General features: G+C 38.5%; 16 protein-coding genes. 14 read left to right on the forward strand and 2 right to left on the reverse strand.

Translation table 11 applies throughout. The annotated features are described in order from the left end of the window. The first annotated feature begins 359 nt into the window (after positions 1-359). The 5 genes from rplS (at position 360) to B4A24_RS13945 (ending at position 6598) form a co-directional block, all read left to right on the forward strand. The gene (gene rplS / locus B4A24_RS13925) at positions 360-707 is read left to right on the forward strand and encodes a 50S ribosomal protein L19 (RefSeq protein WP_077437627.1); all 348 of its coding nucleotides are present in this window, start codon (positions 360-362) and stop codon (positions 705-707) included. A gap of 309 nt (positions 708-1016) precedes the next feature. Then, the gene (locus tag B4A24_RS13930) at positions 1017-2102 is read left to right on the forward strand and encodes a carbohydrate-binding family 9-like protein (RefSeq protein WP_172396572.1); all 1086 of its coding nucleotides are present in this window, start codon (positions 1017-1019) and stop codon (positions 2100-2102) included. A 123-nt stretch (positions 2103-2225) separates the two neighbouring features. Then, positions 2226-3836 (forward strand): CTP synthase, encoded by a 1611-nt coding sequence (locus B4A24_RS13935; RefSeq protein ID WP_216660866.1) that lies wholly within the window; start codon positions 2226-2228, stop codon positions 3834-3836. 38 nt (positions 3837-3874) lie between these two features. Continuing rightward, on the forward strand, positions 3875-5698 hold the full coding sequence (gene yidC, locus B4A24_RS13940; RefSeq protein ID WP_172396571.1) for a membrane protein insertase YidC: 1824 nt from the start codon (positions 3875-3877) through the stop codon (positions 5696-5698). 120 nt (positions 5699-5818) lie between these two features. Further along, positions 5819-6598: an META domain-containing protein gene (locus tag B4A24_RS13945; RefSeq protein WP_172396570.1), complete on the forward strand. Its 780-nt coding sequence runs from the start codon at positions 5819-5821 to the stop codon at positions 6596-6598. An 85-nt stretch (positions 6599-6683) separates the two neighbouring features. Here B4A24_RS13945 and B4A24_RS13950 read toward each other — a convergent pair whose 3' ends face one another. Continuing rightward, positions 6684-8033, reverse strand: a complete 1350-nt coding sequence (locus B4A24_RS13950; protein ID WP_409456485.1) for an acyl-CoA dehydrogenase family protein — start codon at positions 8031-8033, stop codon at positions 6684-6686. A gap of 334 nt (positions 8034-8367) precedes the next feature. Here B4A24_RS13950 and B4A24_RS13955 point away from each other — a divergent pair, with 334 nt between their 5' ends. The 4 genes from B4A24_RS13955 (at position 8368) to B4A24_RS13970 (ending at position 11070) form a co-directional block, all read left to right on the forward strand. Continuing rightward, entirely contained in the window at positions 8368-8592 is a 225-nt protein-coding gene (locus B4A24_RS13955) for a hypothetical protein (protein ID WP_172396568.1), read from the forward strand. 152 nt (positions 8593-8744) lie between these two features. After that, positions 8745-8969 (forward strand): hypothetical protein, encoded by a 225-nt coding sequence (locus B4A24_RS13960; protein ID WP_108636751.1) that lies wholly within the window; start codon positions 8745-8747, stop codon positions 8967-8969. A gap of 125 nt (positions 8970-9094) precedes the next feature. Next, complete coding sequence (gene purB, locus B4A24_RS13965; RefSeq protein WP_293945744.1) at positions 9095-10444, forward strand: adenylosuccinate lyase; 1350 nt, start codon at positions 9095-9097, stop codon at positions 10442-10444. 71 nt (positions 10445-10515) lie between these two features. After that, positions 10516-11070 carry a NifU family protein gene (locus tag B4A24_RS13970; RefSeq protein WP_293945746.1) on the forward strand — a complete coding sequence of 185 codons (555 nt, stop codon included), beginning with the start codon at positions 10516-10518 and terminating at the stop codon, positions 11068-11070. A 132-nt stretch (positions 11071-11202) separates the two neighbouring features. Here B4A24_RS13970 and B4A24_RS13975 read toward each other — a convergent pair whose 3' ends face one another. Continuing rightward, a complete protein-coding gene (locus tag B4A24_RS13975; protein WP_293945748.1) occupies positions 11203-13620 on the reverse strand; it encodes a glycoside hydrolase family 3 N-terminal domain-containing protein in 2418 nt (805 codons plus the stop codon). 218 nt (positions 13621-13838) lie between these two features. Here B4A24_RS13975 and B4A24_RS13980 point away from each other — a divergent pair, with 218 nt between their 5' ends. From B4A24_RS13980 to B4A24_RS14000, 5 genes are read left to right on the forward strand one after another with little or no spacing between them, the layout of a single operon-like run. Then, positions 13839-14687 (forward strand): transketolase, encoded by an 849-nt coding sequence (locus B4A24_RS13980; RefSeq protein WP_172396565.1) that lies wholly within the window; start codon positions 13839-13841, stop codon positions 14685-14687. A 1-nt stretch (position 14688) separates the two neighbouring features. Then, on the forward strand, positions 14689-15642 hold the full coding sequence (locus tag B4A24_RS13985; RefSeq protein ID WP_293945751.1) for a transketolase family protein: 954 nt from the start codon (positions 14689-14691) through the stop codon (positions 15640-15642). A 23-nt stretch (positions 15643-15665) separates the two neighbouring features. Continuing rightward, positions 15666-16211: an RNA polymerase sigma factor gene (locus tag B4A24_RS13990; RefSeq protein WP_172396563.1), complete on the forward strand. Its 546-nt coding sequence runs from the start codon at positions 15666-15668 to the stop codon at positions 16209-16211. A 33-nt stretch (positions 16212-16244) separates the two neighbouring features. After that, on the forward strand, positions 16245-17303 hold the full coding sequence (locus B4A24_RS13995; protein ID WP_293945753.1) for a hypothetical protein: 1059 nt from the start codon (positions 16245-16247) through the stop codon (positions 17301-17303). Beyond that, positions 17303-17722, forward strand: a complete 420-nt coding sequence (locus tag B4A24_RS14000; protein ID WP_293945755.1) for a hypothetical protein — start codon at positions 17303-17305, stop codon at positions 17720-17722. Before B4A24_RS13995 ends, B4A24_RS14000 begins: the two co-directional genes overlap by 1 nt. Positions 17723-17743: the final 21 nt, after the last annotated feature.

The following is a 17743-nucleotide window of genomic DNA, read 5'->3' on the forward strand; positions in this document are numbered from 1 at the left end:
GGCTACGCTACACCCCGAAAAGGTATCACCTTTGTTTTGTGTGGCACAAATATCGAATCAATTTTTCAATTTGTCAAGAGGCAAACTTAATTTTCCCACTAAATCACTGATTAATTGATCAATACTTTTACCTCAATCATTTTTAAGTGCCATTATTAAGCTCAAAAACAAGGTTGATTAGCCTGATAAAGGAATATTCAAAATAACTTTAGATTATCCATTTCATTTTCATATCTTTGCATCCGATTTGAATAACAGTCGATAGTTTTTTCAAAAAGTATTTTCATATTCAAAAAATAAGTCGTAATATTGCATTCCGATTTTTACAGGATATAAATCGTTAATAATTACTCGAAATCATGGATTTAGTAAAATTTGTAGAAGAACAAGCGGTAGTAAGAAATGAAATTCCCGCTTTCAAAGCCGGAGATACCATCAGCGTTCATTATAAAATTCGCGAAGGAAATAAAGAGCGTGTTCAGGTGTACCAAGGTGTAGTAATCCAATTAAACAGCGAAGGTGCTAACGCTACTTTTACCGTTCGTAAAATCTCTAACGGTGTAGGTGTTGAACGTATTTTCCCTGTAAACTCACCAAACATTGAAAAAATTGTAGTAAACAGCTACGGTAAAGTTCGTCGCGCGAAATTATTCTATTTACGTGGCCTTACTGGTAAAGCTGCTCGTATTAAATCGAAAAGAATCTAATTACGACTACCACAGCATAAAAAAAGGCTTTGATGAATTTCAAAGCCTTTTTTTATTTCCCTTTCCATTACCTGGCCAGCCTACCCCCTAATGGCATAAAGTGTCAGATACCACTGTAATAAAATTAAGACAAATACACTACTTTGTTAAAAACAATTCCTCCTTTTTGTTGAGCTAAAACATTTTACTTACTTTTAACATCGCCAATATCCTAAACACAAAGATCATTGGAAGTTTGATACTTAATATAACAATTTGATAAGTGTCCCTACAAAAATTTCCTAGCGGCTAATAGACAGACAATATTTGATGAAAACTATTTTTTTTATTCTCGCTCTTACACTCCAGACCCTAGCCATTTTCGCACAGCGAAACATCAAGGATTTTCTCCAACTGCAGTCTATACCCGAGACTTATTATGTCCAAAAAGCTCAAAGTCCGATCGAAATTGACGGTAAAGACAACGAAGTCTCTTGGGCAAAAGCACGGTGGACAAATACGTTCAAAGACATTGAAGGTATAGGCAAACCGAACCCAGCACTCGAAACTCGTGTCAAAATGCTATGGGACAACGAGCATCTCTATCTCTTTGCGAAATTGGAAGAGCCTCATATCAATGGTTATCTCAGACAGAAAGACACCATCATCTATCATGACAACGATTTTGAAGTCTTCCTGAAGCCCAACCTCCAATCTTCTGAATATATTGAAATCGAAGTCAATGCATTGAATACCATCATGGATCTTTTGATGACCAAACCTTATCGCTTCGGCGGCAAAGCTAATTTAAACTGGGATACCAAAAATATTCAAAGCGCGGTCTACCATGCCGGCACAATAAATAACCCAGCCGATCGAGACAGCTTTTGGACAGTCGAAATGAAAATTCCTGTCAGAAGTCTAAAATACTTTGGTGAAGGAGACCAGATCAAGACAAATGAAATTTGGAAGATAAACTTTTCCCGGGTACAATGGCATTATGACAGTAATGATAAAGGCTATATCAAAAGAAAAAATCAGTCCGGTAAGCCGCTTGCGGAAGAAAACTGGGTATGGTCACCTATTGGTCTGATCAACATGCATTACCCAGAAAGATGGGGACATATCAAATTTATAGATCAAGATAATCAACAATTTGTAGACGACCGGTTTTTGGCGTTGGAGAAAACAGCCTGGAATATTTTTTACCTGCAACAGATTTATAAAAATACGAATAAGCGCTACGCCACATCACTCACTGAATTAAGCAAATTGTATCCAGAAATTGATACAGTTGGCAACCATTATCATCTCGGATTTTTCAATGCAAGTAACTTTTATCGCATTGAAATAAAGTCAAAATCGCAACCGAATTTAAAGGCAACAATTGATAACCGGGGCAACATCGATTTTTAATTTCTTATTCAGTCGAAGTTCAATTATAATATTGAATAAAAAATTGCTATCTTTGTATCCCGTACATAAAGCAACTATTATTGGTCATTTTGACCACATAAAATTGAAAATCCTTTAATTGTTATGACTAAATATATTTTTGTTACGGGCGGCGTTACTTCGTCGTTAGGGAAAGGTATTATTGCAGCCTCCCTTGCTAAACTTCTCCAGGCACGTGGCTACAAAGTGACCATTCAAAAATTCGATCCTTACATTAACATTGACCCAGGAACCTTGAATCCTTATGAGCATGGCGAATGTTATGTTACTGAAGATGGAGCCGAAACTGACCTTGATTTGGGCCACTACGAACGTTTTTTGAACGTCCCTACCTCACAGGCGAATAATGTAACAACAGGTCGTATCTACCAACATGTCATTCAACAAGAGCGCGAAGGTGCATATTTAGGAAAAACAGTTCAAGTCATTCCACATATCACTGATGAAATCAAACGCCGCATGCAGCTTTTGGGTCAATCGGGCGAGTATGATATTATTATCACAGAGCTCGGTGGAACTGTAGGCGATATCGAATCCCTCCCGTTTGTTGAGGCGGTAAGACAGCTGCGTTGGGAACTGGGCGCGAATAATTCCTTGGTTATCCACCTGACTTTGGTTCCTTATCTAGCAGCAGCTGGTGAACTTAAAACCAAGCCAACACAGCACTCCGTCAAAACACTATTGGAATATGGTGTGCAACCAGATATCCTAGTCTGCCGTACAGAGCACAAATTATCTCAAGAGATCCGCAAAAAATTAGCGCAGTTCTGCAATGTCAACATCAATGCCGTTGTTGAATCTATCGATGCTTCTACCATCTATGATGTCCCTTTATTGATGTTGAAAGAAAATCTCGACAAAACGGCATTAACAAAGCTGAAACTATCTAACAAAAACGAACCGGATCTGGAAAACTGGAAAAACTTTTTAGGCAAGCTCAAAAACCCAACAAACGAGGTCTGCATTGCTCTGGTTGGAAAATATATTGAACTTCCAGACGCTTATAAATCCATTACTGAAGGATTTATCCACGCCGGCGCAACAAATGAATGTAAAGTAAAAGTAAGCTATATTGCTGCTGAAAGTGTTACAAAAGAAAATGTTGCTGAAAAATTAAAAGGCATGGATGGTGTATTGGTGGCTCCAGGTTTTGGCGAACGTGGTCTGGACGGCAAATTGAACGCGATTAAATATGTACGTGAAAATAACATTCCATTCTTTGGTATCTGTTTGGGTATGCAGTGTTCGGTCATTGAATTCGGAAGAAACGTATTAGGGTTAAAAGATGCCAATAGTTTTGAAATGGATGCGAATACCAGTAATCCGGTTATCAATCTGATGGAGGAACAAAAAAATATCACCAATATGGGTGGTACGATGCGATTAGGTGCATACGATTGCGAGATTAAAAAAGGAACCAAAGCCTTTGCGATTTATGGAAAAACAAAAATTTCGGAAAGACACCGTCACCGTTATGAATTTAACAATGACTATTTAAAACAATATGAAGCTGCAGGAATGATTGCTTCGGGCTTCAATCCGGAGACTGGTTTAGTTGAAATTGTCGAATTGAAAAACCATCCATTTTTCGTTGCGGGACAATTTCACCCAGAATTAAAGTCAACTGTTGCAAATCCTCACCCACTTTTTGTTAGCTTTGTAGCCGCTGCTTTGGCCAACAAGAAATCAAAGTAGTATAGAAGGATAAAACGAATTAAGTTTAATTATTAAAGATGGATAGAAATACCCTAATTGGTTTGGTCCTGATGTTTGCTATCATCACTGGTTCATTTTACCTGATGAAGCCTTCAGAATCAGAAATCAAACAAGAACAAGCGCGACAAGAAGCAAAAGCGCATGCAGCAAAAGGGCTGCCGGCAGAAAGCGACTCTACCGCGAAAGCTAAAACAGCGCAAACAGCAGCGATTGCAGATTCAGCTGAACTGAAAAAACCTTTTGGTGCATCAAAATTTGGTACTGAAAAAATCATTACACTTGAAAATGAAGCAATCATCGCCAAAATTAGTACAAAAGGTGGTAAAGTGAAATCGGTTGAATTGAAAGACGAAAAGAATTTCAATGGGAAACCTTTGATGCTTTTTGAAGGTGATGACAATAAATTTGGTTTCCTGTTCAATGCCGCAGGACAAAACATCTCGACAAATGATTTATTCTTCGATACTGAATCTTCGGATATCCAGGTTTCGGGTGAAGGAAAACAATCGGTAAAATTCAAATTGAATTATAGCGCCGATCAATATATTGAATATGTCTATTCCATCGCTGGAAAAGGCTATCACGTAGGTCTAGATATCAATACTAAGGGGATTCAAAACCTAATTCCGCAAAGTCAGAAAACATTGACACTGAACTGGAATACTGTTTTGAGACAAAAAGAACAAAACATTGAATCTGAAAGACAAAAATCTACACTCTATTATCAAGAAGACAATAAAGTAGACCATTTATCGGAATCCAAAGACGATGATGAAGCATTGGAAAAGAAAGTGCAATGGATTGCATTTAAACAGCATTATTTTTCAAGTATCCTAAATGCCAAAGATGGATTCGTTAACGCGAAAATCGATGTAAAACATGCGACAGAAAATGATGTGGTAAAATTTTATAACACCAATGCCGAGTTGGCTTTTGACAATCATAAAGACAACAATTATTCGTTGAATTTCTTTTTTGGTCCAAATCAATACAATGTACTGAAAGCAGAGGGAAATGATTACCAATCGATCATCAATATGGGATGGGGACCTATGCGTTGGATCAATCAATGGATCACTGTACCCGTATTCAACTTCCTAGATGGTTTCCACATGAGCTACGGTATCGTGATTTTATTGTTGACCTTGATGTTGAAATTGGTTCTTTCACCAATGACGTACAAATCATACGTCTCTATGGCCAAAATGCGTGTATTAAAACCACAATTGGATGAAATCAAAGCAAAAGTCGGTGAAGACAATCAAATGTTGATGCAACAGGAACAGATGAAATTGTATAAACAAGTTGGTGTGAATCCGCTCGGAGGCTGTCTACCACTTGTGTTACAAATGCCTTTTACCATTGCTTTCTTCTATTTCTTTCCAAACTTATTTGAATTGAGAGGTGAAAGTTTCCTGTTTATGAAGGATATGTCAACCTATGACACTTTATTCACATTTGCACCTATTTTTGGATCATTCAATCACATTTCACTGATGTGTATCTTGATGACCCTGACAACATTGTTGACCACTTGGTATAATAATGCGACTTCAGGCGCTACTGGTCAAATGAAATACATAGGATATATTATGCCTTTGATCTTCTTCTTTGTCTTGAATAGCTTCCCTGCTGGTTTGAACTATTACTACTTCTTAAGTGCGTTGTTTACATTCTTAACACAGTTGGTTATCCGTTCAATGGTCAATGACGATAAAATCTTAGCTAAATTGGAAGAAAATAAAAAGAATCCAAAAGTTGAGAAAAAATCCAGCTTCCAGGCTAAAATGGAAGAAATGATGCGTTCGCAACAACAAGCACAACAAAAAAAGAATAAATAATACGATTTATATAACTGATAAAGAAGGCTTCCAATAAGGAAGCCTTCTTTGTTAGTCGTTTTTTGTAGCACTTTGTCAAACCAAACGTTAAAAATGATGTTTATATAAAAAAATTAAAAGATGAGATTTAGAAACATTGTGGTATTGATGATGACTGTTCTTGCGCTGGCAAGTTGCTCAACGCTGAAAAAGAATTCAGATAAACAGGATTCCAGCAATACATCTGCTATTATTGGAAAAAAATGGCAACTAATAGAAATCGGTGGAAAAGCGGTCGCCCCGCAGGTCAATGGCAAAGTTCCTTTTCTCAAACTGGAAGAAAAAAGATACAGCGCCAGCGGTGGTTGCAACGGCATAGGCGGTGAACTTACTTTTTCTGCCAATGGAAAAATTAAATTCGCACAGGGGATGTCAACGATGATGGCCTGTCCGGATATGTCCATCGAGCAAGCTTTATCCAAAGCGTTGATCACAGCGGACAACTACACCGTTAAAAATGGTATCCTCAGTTTAAATAAGGCAAAAATGGCTCCTTTGGCAAAATTTAAGTTATTGGAGGAAAAGCAAAATTTAAGCGGAACATGGGAACTCGATTACATTTCCGGACCACGCATCGCTTTTGAAGGGCTATACCCCAACCGTAAACCAACGATGACTTTCAATACAGCAGACGGAAAAGTGAATGGTAATAGCAGTTGCAACAATTACAACGCTACATTTAAGACAGATGGTCACCAAATAAGTTTTGGACCGATCATGGCTACGAAAATGGCTTGCGAAGGCAGCGGTGAAGCGACTTTCTTTTCTACATTAGAAAAAGTAAACAGCTACGATGTCAGTGAAAACACACTGACTTTTATCATGGGTGACATTGCGATTATGAGATTTAAGCGCAAATAGAATAAAAAGAGATAAGGCGCNNGCGCCTTATCTCTTTTTATTCATTACAGCCTTCTCTCGCTCCCATCAAAATTTGGCAAACGTTTTAAACAAAGGCACTAAATCCAGTGATACTTCTTCCAACAATAAGCGAATTAATTTCTTTGGTCCCTTCATAAGAATAAATAGCCTCGGCATCGGCAAGGAATCTGGCGACGTTATATTCCAATAAAATGCCATTTCCCCCCATAACCTCCCTCGCCTTAGATACAATATCTCTCGTACGCAATGAACAGAAGACTTTTGCAAGCGAAGCATGTTCATCTCGCAGCTGCCCTGCATCCTGGAGTTCAGAAAGCCGAAAGACAAGCGTTTGCATAGCCGTAAGGTTAGAAAGCATTTCGACCAAATGATTTTGGATCAACTGAAAAGATGCGATAGGTTTACCAAATTGTTTTCTTTTGCGTGTATAATCCAGCGCATTTTCATAGGCTCCGCGCGCGCAGCCTACTGCCATCCATGCCACCCCTGCGCGTGTCATCTGAAGGACTTTGCCCGTATCTTTAAAAGAATTGGCATTTTGCAATCGGTCTGTCTCGGAAACAATACAATTATCTAAGGTAATCAATCCATTCTGAACAATCCGCAGTGCCATTTTGTCCTTGATCTTTTCAACAGAGAAACCGGGATTATCTTTACGGATAATAAAACCTTTCACCTCGCCATCATCGAGATCTCTTGCCCAGACGATCGTGATATCAGAAAAGGTCGAATTGCCAATCCATTTCTTCTGACCATTCAACACCCATCCCCCCTCGGTTTTCTTACAAGTTGTTGTCAAACCGCCCGCGACTCCCGAACCAACTTCTGGCTCGGTCAGACCAAAAGCACCAATTACATTCATCTTTTGCATTCTTGGCAGCCACTCTTGTTTTTGTTCCTCCGATCCACAGATATAAATCGACCCCATGGCCAAACCACTCTGTACACCAAAAAAAGTAGCGACTGAAGCATCTACCCGTGCAATCTCAGCCGCAATAATGCCTTCCATCAGCGAACTTCCGCCCATACATCCATATCCCTCATAGGTATACCCGCAGATATTTAAGGCAGCTAGTTTTGGTACAATTTCAAAAGGAAATTCGTCCCTTAACCAATATTTATTGACAATAGGCTTTACCTCCACCTCCATAAACTCACGTACCTTTAGTTGAAGTTCGCGGTCTGATCCATTTAATTTGCTATCCATATCGTAGAAATCTCCATTGATAGGGGGTAATTCTTTTTTCTGATTACCGGCATTCAGCATCTTCATTAAACCACGGAGTTGCTTATCGTCCATTTTTGAGACCGCATCCATGACGGCGCCTAGATCTACCTTTTTCGAGATTTCCTCCAATTTGCCAAAGTCTATTGATTTTGCCAAATCCATTATATTCTTAACCTTATCAAACATAATCGTCATTCTTTTTTACAGGGTTTCTGCTTAAAATAATAAAAATAATTGAAAATTGTTTGTGCAAACAGCCAGCGTAACATACTACTTTCTTGCTCTTACCTTATCCTAATAACTGTCCAAACAAGGATATTGATCCATTATTTTTTAATTTTAAGCCAATAAATCCAATTGAATGGGTTGATCTGCGTATCACTACAGATAAATAAACAACTACATTTCAAATAGTTACATCTTTTTAAAAAAATATTTTTTTTGGAGGGTTACCTTTTGGGGTTCGGTGTATTAAGAAATGAAAAAGAAAATATTTCAATTTAAATTAGAAAATTAGAAAATGAAAAACGCATTAAAATTCGGTTTCTTAGGTTTAGCTTTAACTGTAGCTTTCGCATCTTGTAACAATACAGAGAAAAAAGCTGAAGGTGCTGCTGATTCAGCATCTGCTTTAGTTGATTCTGCTGCTAACACATTAGATTCAGCTGCTACTCAAGTTGATTCAGCTAAAACTGCTGTTGACTCTGCTGCTGCTAAAGTTGATTCAGCTGCTACTAAAAAATAATTTTTAGAAACTGAATAACGTATTTGGAGAGGCTTTTCGCAAGAGAAGCCTCTCTTTTTTTAAAAAATATTAAGAAGCAGGGTTACCTTTTTCATTTACGGGTATCAAGTCTTAAATAACAAGATTTAGAAATTACTTTTAATTTTAATAAAATGAAAAACGCATTCAAATTAGGTTTCTTAGGATTGGCTTTAACTGTAGCCTTCGCTTCATGTGGTGAAACTGGTAAAAAAACTGACGCAGCTACTGATTCAGCTAACACTGCTTTAGACTCAGCTAACACTGCTTTAGATTCAGCTAATACTGCTGTTGATTCAGCTAAAACTGCTGTTGACTCAGCTAAAACTGCCGTTGACTCAACTAAAGCTGCTCACTAATTCTCTGAAACAGAATTTCAACAGCATAAAAAGCCTCCTGTTAATGGAGGCTTTTTTTATATCTATTCCAATTAAATTGCTAAGCTCCAAGCATTTTTTTACCTTTGCCAAAAATCATTCAATCTATGGCTTTATCATCTTTAACAGCAGTTACGCCTATTGACGGACGCTACTACAATAACACCAATGAGCTTGCGGCTTTTTTCTCTGAATTTGCCTTAATAAAATATCGAGTACGCATCGAAGTCGAATATTTTATAGCGTTAAGCGAATCAGGAATCGCCCAGTTGCAACATTTCGATAAAACGTTGAACGAAAAATTAAGAGATATCTATCGAAATTTTTCTGAAGAAGATGCGATCTGGATCAAGAACACTGAAAAAGTTACCAATCATGATGTTAAAGCTGTTGAATATTTTTTAAAAGATCAGTTTGAAAAACTGGGATTACAGGATTATCTTGAATTTATTCACTTTGGCTTAACATCTCAGGATATCAACAACACGGCCATTCCACTTTCCTGGAAAGAGGCGATCAAAGAAAGTTATACACCGGTCATTGATGAATTGCTCCATGAATTAAAGTCTTTGGCGACCTCCTGGTCAGACATTCCAATGCTCGCCCGTACACATGGGCAGCCCGCATCTCCAACTCGTTTAGGTAAAGAACTTTATGTTTTCATCGAACGAATTGAACGTCAGCTACAGCTTTTACATACAGTACCGTACTCAGCAAAATTTGGTGGAGCAACAGGTAATTTCAACGCTCATCATGTAGCGTATCCAGAAACCAACTGGATTGACTTCGGTAATAACTTTGTCAATACTATCTTGGGATTGGATCGTTCACAAACTACGACCCAAATTGAGCACTATGACAATTTTGCCGCTAGCTGTGATGCATTAAAACGAATCAATAACATTATTATCGACCTGTGCCGTGATATATGGACTTATATCTCCATGGAATATTTTAAGCAAAAAATCACTGCTGGTCAAATTGGCTCTTCTGCAATGCCACACAAAGTCAATCCAATTGACTTTGAAAATGCAGAAGGAAATTTAGGCATTGCCAATGCTATATTTGAACATTTAGCAGCTAAATTACCGATTTCACGTCTTCAAAGGGACTTAACAGATTCAACCGTGTTACGTAATATCGGTGTTCCATTTGCACATACCTTAATTGCGGTAAAATCGACATTGAGAGGTTTACGTAAATTGATATTGAATGAACAGGCCCTAGCGAATGATCTTGAAAATAATTGGGCCGTTGTTGCCGAAGCGTTACAAACGATCTTGCGCAGGGAAGGCTATCCAAAACCTTATGAAGCATTAAAAGATCTTACACGTACCAATACACACGTGACCAAAGAGACCATTGCAACGTTTGTCGATAATCTCAACGTGTCTGAAGAGGTCAAAGCAGAACTGAAAGCAATCAGCCCCTCAAATTACACAGGGGTCACATTATAAGCTTTGACTTATAAATGACCTTAACAACGCATCTTTTGACATATCTTTGTTTGGAATAAAAATATAATTAAATGGCTACTATCAACGTATATACAGAATCTACTCCCAATCCTTCAACCATGAAGTTTTTGGTCAATAAATTATTGATCAACGGTAGTGTGGATTTTCCAAATAAAGAAGCTGCACAAGAATCACCTTTCGCTCAGGAACTGTTTAAATTCAATTTTGTAAACGGAGTATTTTTTGCGAGCAATTTTGTTACCATTACCAAAACAGAAGATGCAGAATGGGAAGATATTGAAGCGCTATTGAAAGACTTTGTAAAAGGTGCTGTTGAATCCGAGCTTGCAGTAAAAGCGGCACATCATGATCCTGAGGTAAACTTTGAAGGAACAGAAACTGAAGTAAAAATACAACAGGTATTACATGATTATGTACGACCTGCCGTTGAACAGGATGGTGGTGCAATTCATTACAAATCCTTCAACGAAGGCATTGTAACTGTTGAATTAAAAGGTTCATGTAGTGGCTGCCCTTCATCAACGATCACACTTAAAGCTGGTATCGAAGGTTTATTAAAACGTATGGTCCCAGAGGTAACTGAGGTTGTTGCAGAAGCGATGTAATGATTACTCATATATAGAAATAAAGAAAAAGGATTCAACAATATCATATTTGTTGAATCCTTTTTCTTTTTCAGCCCCTGTATATACTGAGATATTAATATCTTTTTTGTAAAGAGTATCTATTAGGTGTCACTAATTGACAACATCAAATGAATCTTTCAATGGTAAGTGAGCAGATGAGTTTCCAATAAAAACTTCAAATTTGCCCGGTTCTACAGTCCATTTATTGTATTGATCCAACAGCTCGAGGTGTATCGGTAAAATTGAAAATTGGACAGATTTTTTCTCACCAGGATTTAATTCGATCTTTTCGAAACCGCGCAGGTCCATTTCATAAGTTGTTACGGAAGATACAAGATCCTTTATATACAACTGAACGACCTCTGCACCTTTTCTTTTTCCAATATTTTCCACATCTACCGTAACAACCAAGGAGTCCGTTGGCCGAATCTGCTTTTTGTTCAGACGTAAATTTGAGAATTGAAAGTCGGTATAACTTAATCCATAGCCAAAAGGGTAAAGAAAACCAACAACCCGACTATTTCCCCAACCATTGGGACCGACACCAGGCTGTCCCGCCTGGGCTGCTGGTTTGGTAGGGAAGTTCATTTCTATCTGTCCGACAGATTTCGGAAAAGAAATTGGGAGCTTACCACTCGGGTTAAATTCACCAAATAACATATCTGCCACGACATGACCAGATTGGCCACTGAGGAACCAGCTCTCCACAATAGCTGGCAAGTATTTATTTTCCCAATTGATAGTCAATGGACGTCCATTAACGAGCACCAAGATGATAGGCTTTCCTGTTTCTTTTAACTTCATCAGATAATCACGCTGTTTACCAGGGAGATTGAGATCCGAACGAGATCGGCTTTCACCAACTTCGCGTTCCGACTCCCCCATCACAGCGATAATCAGATCCGATTCATTCCCAAGACGAATACCCTTGTTCATACTTTCAATTTCCTCGTTCGACAGATCCGTTGGTATAATTTCACTTTCAGGCCAGTTTTTATCGACCACATCCACACCTTTCGTATAGTTTATCTGGATTGCTTTGCTTTTTGCATATTCCATGATGCCATCCTTGATGGTCGTAATTGGATTATTGGATGGTCCATAACGACTTGTTGTGTAATTTGTCGCTTCGGCCATAGGGCCCGTTACCAAAATTCGTTTATATTTATTGATAGCTATAGGGAGTAAATTCTGTTCGTTTTTCAGCAACACAATAGATTCTCTATTCACTTGTAGGGAAATATCTTTATCGGCCTGTGTATGGATTTTCTGATCAGCTAAAGTAGTATTAGTAATAAGCGGATGATCAAATAGTCCCAACTTAAACTTAACCGTTAACACTTCGCGAACGCGCTGATCCAATACTTTCATGTCAAGTCCTCCCGCATTGATGAGCTCCATCAGCGGTGTAAGATAAGTACTCGGCGGATCGAAATTTGTGCGGACATTAAGTCCGCCCTCCAGCGCTTGTCGTATCGCATCTTTATAATCCGAGGCAACGTGATGTTTACTGCTGATAAATTCCAGTGCCTCACTATCCGAAACGATATATCCCTCGAACCCATAATCCTTGCGTAATAAATCTTGCAGAAAATATTTACTTGAAGAAACAGGTACACCATCGTAGTCATTGTAACTACTCATGATACCCAACGGTTTAGCCTCTTTAACTACCCGTTTAAAGGGATATAAATGAAGCTCGTGCATTTCACGGAAACCAACATGCGGATCTGTCCGAGCATTTCCATCCCGACCTCCCTTTGGCACAGAATAAACGGCATAATGTTTCAACGTTGAAGCCACGCCACTTTGTTGAATACCCAATACGGCTTGTTTCCCTATCTCAGCAATATGAAAAGGATTTTCACCATAGGTCTCAACAACACGCCCCCACCGAGGGTCTCGGGAAACGTCCAGGATCGGTGCATAGACATTGGTATACCCTAAGTATTTTGCTTCCCTCCCTACTATTTCACCAGCTGCTCTAACCAATCCGGTATTCCAGGTACTTCCGATATTAATGGGGGCTGGCAACGGTGTTGCCCGATCGTGGTTAAGACCATGTATCCCTTCATTCGTAAAATCAACGGGGATCCCCAAACGAGTATGTTCAACAAACCATTTCTGTACATTATTCAATGCCTGGGCATGGCGACTGAAAGGATAAGAAAAGGAACTTTTCGCCGACTTATTATAGGCAAGACTATTTAACATTTCATCAATGTTTGCCAATCCATGTTTCCATATTTCATTATCCCAAGCTGTTGTTGGCTGCTCATCTTTCAACACTCTTCCGTAGCCATAGAGGGTAGCAGTCTGATTGGCCTTTTCCTGCGTAGTCATCTGGCTCAATAAATCATCTACGCGACTCGCTATGGATTGTTTGGAATCCTCATAGACATCCTTTTTACCATTTTTATTGAAGTCAATCCACCCTTTATGATAAATAGATTTTTCTTGGGCAGAAGAATAGAACTGTAGCGTGAAAAAGGTAGCAACAAGCAAAAAACGTTTAAATTGTTTGGGCATTATCTTGAAAATTGTGGGTTTTATAAATTAAAGCAAGGTACAAAAAAAGCCAAAATTAAAAGGCGAAAATTGAAATAGGGACTGTTCGTAAGCGGAATTCTTATTCAGCAAAACGCAATTGGTAATACGCTGTATAAAATTAAAGAAATTCACTTTTTAACAAGCATCTAGCTTAAAAATAGTTAACTTTACGACCAATTGTGAAACCAACAAAAAAAATGAGTGCAGATATTAACAAACTAGAACAAATTGCATCACAAGTAAGACGTGATATCGTGCGTATGGTACACGCTTGTCAATCAGGACACCCAGGTGGTTCATTAGGTTGTACAGATTACTTTGTAGCGCTTTATTTCAATGCAATGAAACGCAATCCTTCCTTTGATATGGATGGAAAAGGAGAAGATTTATTTTTCTTGTCAAACGGACATATTTCGCCTGTATTTTACAGTACATTGGCCCATGCAGGCTATTTTGAAGTAAGCGAATTAGCAACATTCAGAAAAATCAATTCTAGACTACAAGGCCACCCAACTACACATGAAGGTCTTCCGGGCATTCGTATTGCGTCGGGATCATTGGGCCAAGGATTATCTGTTGCTATAGGAGCCGCACAGGCCAAAAGATTGAATAAAGACAATAATCTAGTTTATGTACTAATGGGTGATGGTGAATTGCAGGAAGGTCAGGTGTGGGAAGCTGCAATGTATGCCCCACATAACAAAATTGACAACTTGATTGCTACCATTGATTATAACAAAGCACAAATTGACGGGTCTACAGATCAAGTATTATCCTTGGGTGATCTTCGCTCAAAATGGGAAGCATTTGGCTGGGATGTGATGGAAATTGCAAAAGGAAATGACATGTCTTCAGTAGTTGCGGGCTTAACGGAAGCTAAATCGCGTACTGGAAAAGGTAAACCAGTCATTATTTTAATGCATACTGAAATGGGAAGTGGTGTTGATTTCATGATGGGTTCTCATAAATGGCATGGTGTTGCTCCAAATGACGAACAATTAGCGTCGGCGTTGAATCAACTTTCAGAAACTTTAGGAGATTACTAGAATGAAAAAATATACTTATACAGAGTCAAAAGATACACGTTCGGGATTTGGTGCAGGCTTATTAGAGGCAGGAAAACAAAACGAAAACGTAGTTGCATTATGTGCAGATTTGATCGGTTCATTGAAAATGAACGATTTTATAAAAGAGTTTCCAGAACGCTTCTTCCAAATCGGTATTGCTGAAGCTAATATGATGGGCATCGCTGCTGGACTTACAATCGGTGGAAAAATTCCTTTTACAGGTACTTTCGCCAACTTTTCAACAGGACGTGTTTACGACCAAATTCGCCAATCTATTGCTTATTCGGACAAAAATGTAAAAATCGCTGCTTCACATGCGGGGTTAACCTTAGGTGAAGATGGTGCTACTCATCAAATTTTGGAAGATATCGGATTGATGAAAATGTTACCTGGAATGACTGTAATCAACCCTTGCGACTTCAATCAAACAAAAGCAGCTACCATTGCTGCTGCAAAATTTGAAGGGCCGGTTTATCTACGTTTCGGCCGTCCGGTAGTTCCAAACTTTACGCCTGCTGATCAAGAATTTGTAATTGGAAAGGCCGTTTTATTGAACGAAGGTACAGATGTAACCATCATCGCTACAGGCCACTTGGTCTGGGAAGCTATTCAAGCGGGTGAAAAATTAGCGGAATTGGGCATCAATGCTGAAATTATCAATATCCATACCATCAAACCGTTGGATGAGGAAGCAATTTTGAAATCAGTTGCAAAAACAAAATGTGTCGTTACCGCCGAAGAACATAACCGTCTTGGTGGATTGGGCGACAGCGTTGCACAGGTATTGGCAAGAGAATTACCTAGCCCACAAGAATATGTAGCCGTAAATGATAGTTTTGGGGAATCAGGTACTCCAGCACAACTCATGGAAAAATATGGTTTGAATGCAGAAGCTATCGTAGCTGCTGCTCAAAAGGTAATCAAAAGAAAATAACAAAAAACTTCACAGGTCAATATATGGATGACGCTTTAATTATAGCAAAGTTCGCCGAAGAAAGTACGCGAGAAGAAGCTTTCCGTTTATTGTTGAAAAAATATCAACAAAAGATTTATTGGCATGTGCGAAGAATGGTAATCGATCACGATGATGCTGATGATGTCGTACAGGATATTTTTGTCAAAGTATGGAAGAACCTCGGGAATTTCCGTGAAGATTCACAATTGTATACTTGGCTATATCGCATCGCAACAAACGAATGTATTACATTCTTAAATAAAAAAAAGCAGAAGCAGAACGTGTCGTTGGATGACGACACGACTGCTTACTTAGCAGAAACACTTGCTGATGGCAATTATTTTAATGGCGACAAAGCTCAGATGAAATTGCAGCAGGCTTTATTAACGTTACCGGAGAAACAGAAATTGGTTTTTAATATGAAATATTTTGAAGACATGAAATATGATGAAATTTCTGAAGTACTCGGCACAAGTGTTGGCGCATTAAAAGCGTCCTATCATTTGGCAGTAAAAAAAATAGAGGCTTTTTTTAATAACAACGATTAAACCTTTTAGCCAAATTAGGTTCTAACAGATACTATGAAGGAAAATAGCACATATCATGATGGGCTGGAATCTAATCATCTTCCAGAATCATTGCGTGAAAACCCTTTTGGCGTGCCTGAGAATTATTTCAGTGATTTAGAATCTAAAATAATAGCGCATGTCAAATGGATTGAATGCAAAGACGGAGTTGCATTTGAGGTTCCGGAAGGGTACTTTGATTCACTCCCAGATCTTGTGCTAAACAAAATAGCGGAGGATTCCCTCAAAACGCTAGTTGCTATGGATGGTTTTGATATTCCTGAACAATATGCTGGGATATTAACAGCAGACATCTTTCATCGCATTTCGGAAGAAAATTTAAAAGAAAAAATCCAATCGGACGGTTTTACAGTACCAACAGGTTATTTCCAAACACTTGAGCAAAATATCGCAACAGATATTGCAGCACAACAGTTAAAAGACAGCGTTCCTACAGAGGGCTTTGCTGTTCCTGTTGGCTATCATACAAATCTTGAAGAAACTATTTTTTCCCGTATTGCTGAAACAGAATTGAAGCAAGCTGTCCAAACGGATGGTTTCGCCCTTCCAATAGATTATCATGCAGATCTTGAAGAAGCTATTTTCGCCAGTCTTGCTGAAGAAAAATTAAAAGCTACAGCTCCTACGACAGACTTTGACGTTCCACCGCATTATTTTGAAACACTTTCAGACAAAATTATCGGCACTATTCAGGAGCGCAAAGAAGAAAGGGAAACGACCCCTATCCGTCGCTTAGGTAAACCAAAAAAATGGTACTCCAGATATGCGGTAGCAGCTTCGTTTACAGCAATGCTGGGCCTTGGTGGATATTGGGGATATCAATATCAACAGCAAAATACTATCCCACAGGATAACGTAGCTGAAGCCCAGTTAAGTCAACATTTATCTGAAATTCCGAAGCAGGAAATTATTAATTATCTTTCTGCCTCTGCTTCTGGTGATGACATAGTATATATGTCACAATATACGGATGAAACAAATCTCCCAACGAAAGGATTTGGCAGTAATATATCTAAACAAGAGATAGAAGATTATCTAAACTATACCTTATAATGATGTTCAACAAAAAAAACATATGGATAACATTGTTCTTTAGTATATTTTCTATTGCCTTGGGCTTTGCGCAAGACAGAAACCGATTCCAAGCTATTGAAAATGAAAAGATAGCCTATATTACTAAAGAACTAGATTTGACTCCTAAAGAAGCTCAGCAGTTCTTTCCGCTCTATAATGAATATAGTCAGACATTATGGGATATTCGGAGAGAAAAATTGAATGGTGCTCCTAAAAACAGTTTTAGGGGACGGTCGAGGGATGTACTGCAATATGACGCCAAAGAGGTGCAGATTAAGAAGGACTATCGTGCAAAGTTTGCCAAGGTGATAGGTAGTGCCCGAGCTTCACAATTCTTTGAAGTAGAGCAAGAGTTCAGGGAACATCTCTACAAATCTTTACAAAATAGACGAAAATAATCTCGAAAATAAAAAAGAAGT

The organism is Sphingobacterium sp. UBA7249, assembly GCF_002472835.1.
In the GTDB taxonomy this organism is placed as follows: Bacteria; Bacteroidota; Bacteroidia; order Sphingobacteriales; family Sphingobacteriaceae; genus Sphingobacterium; species Sphingobacterium prati.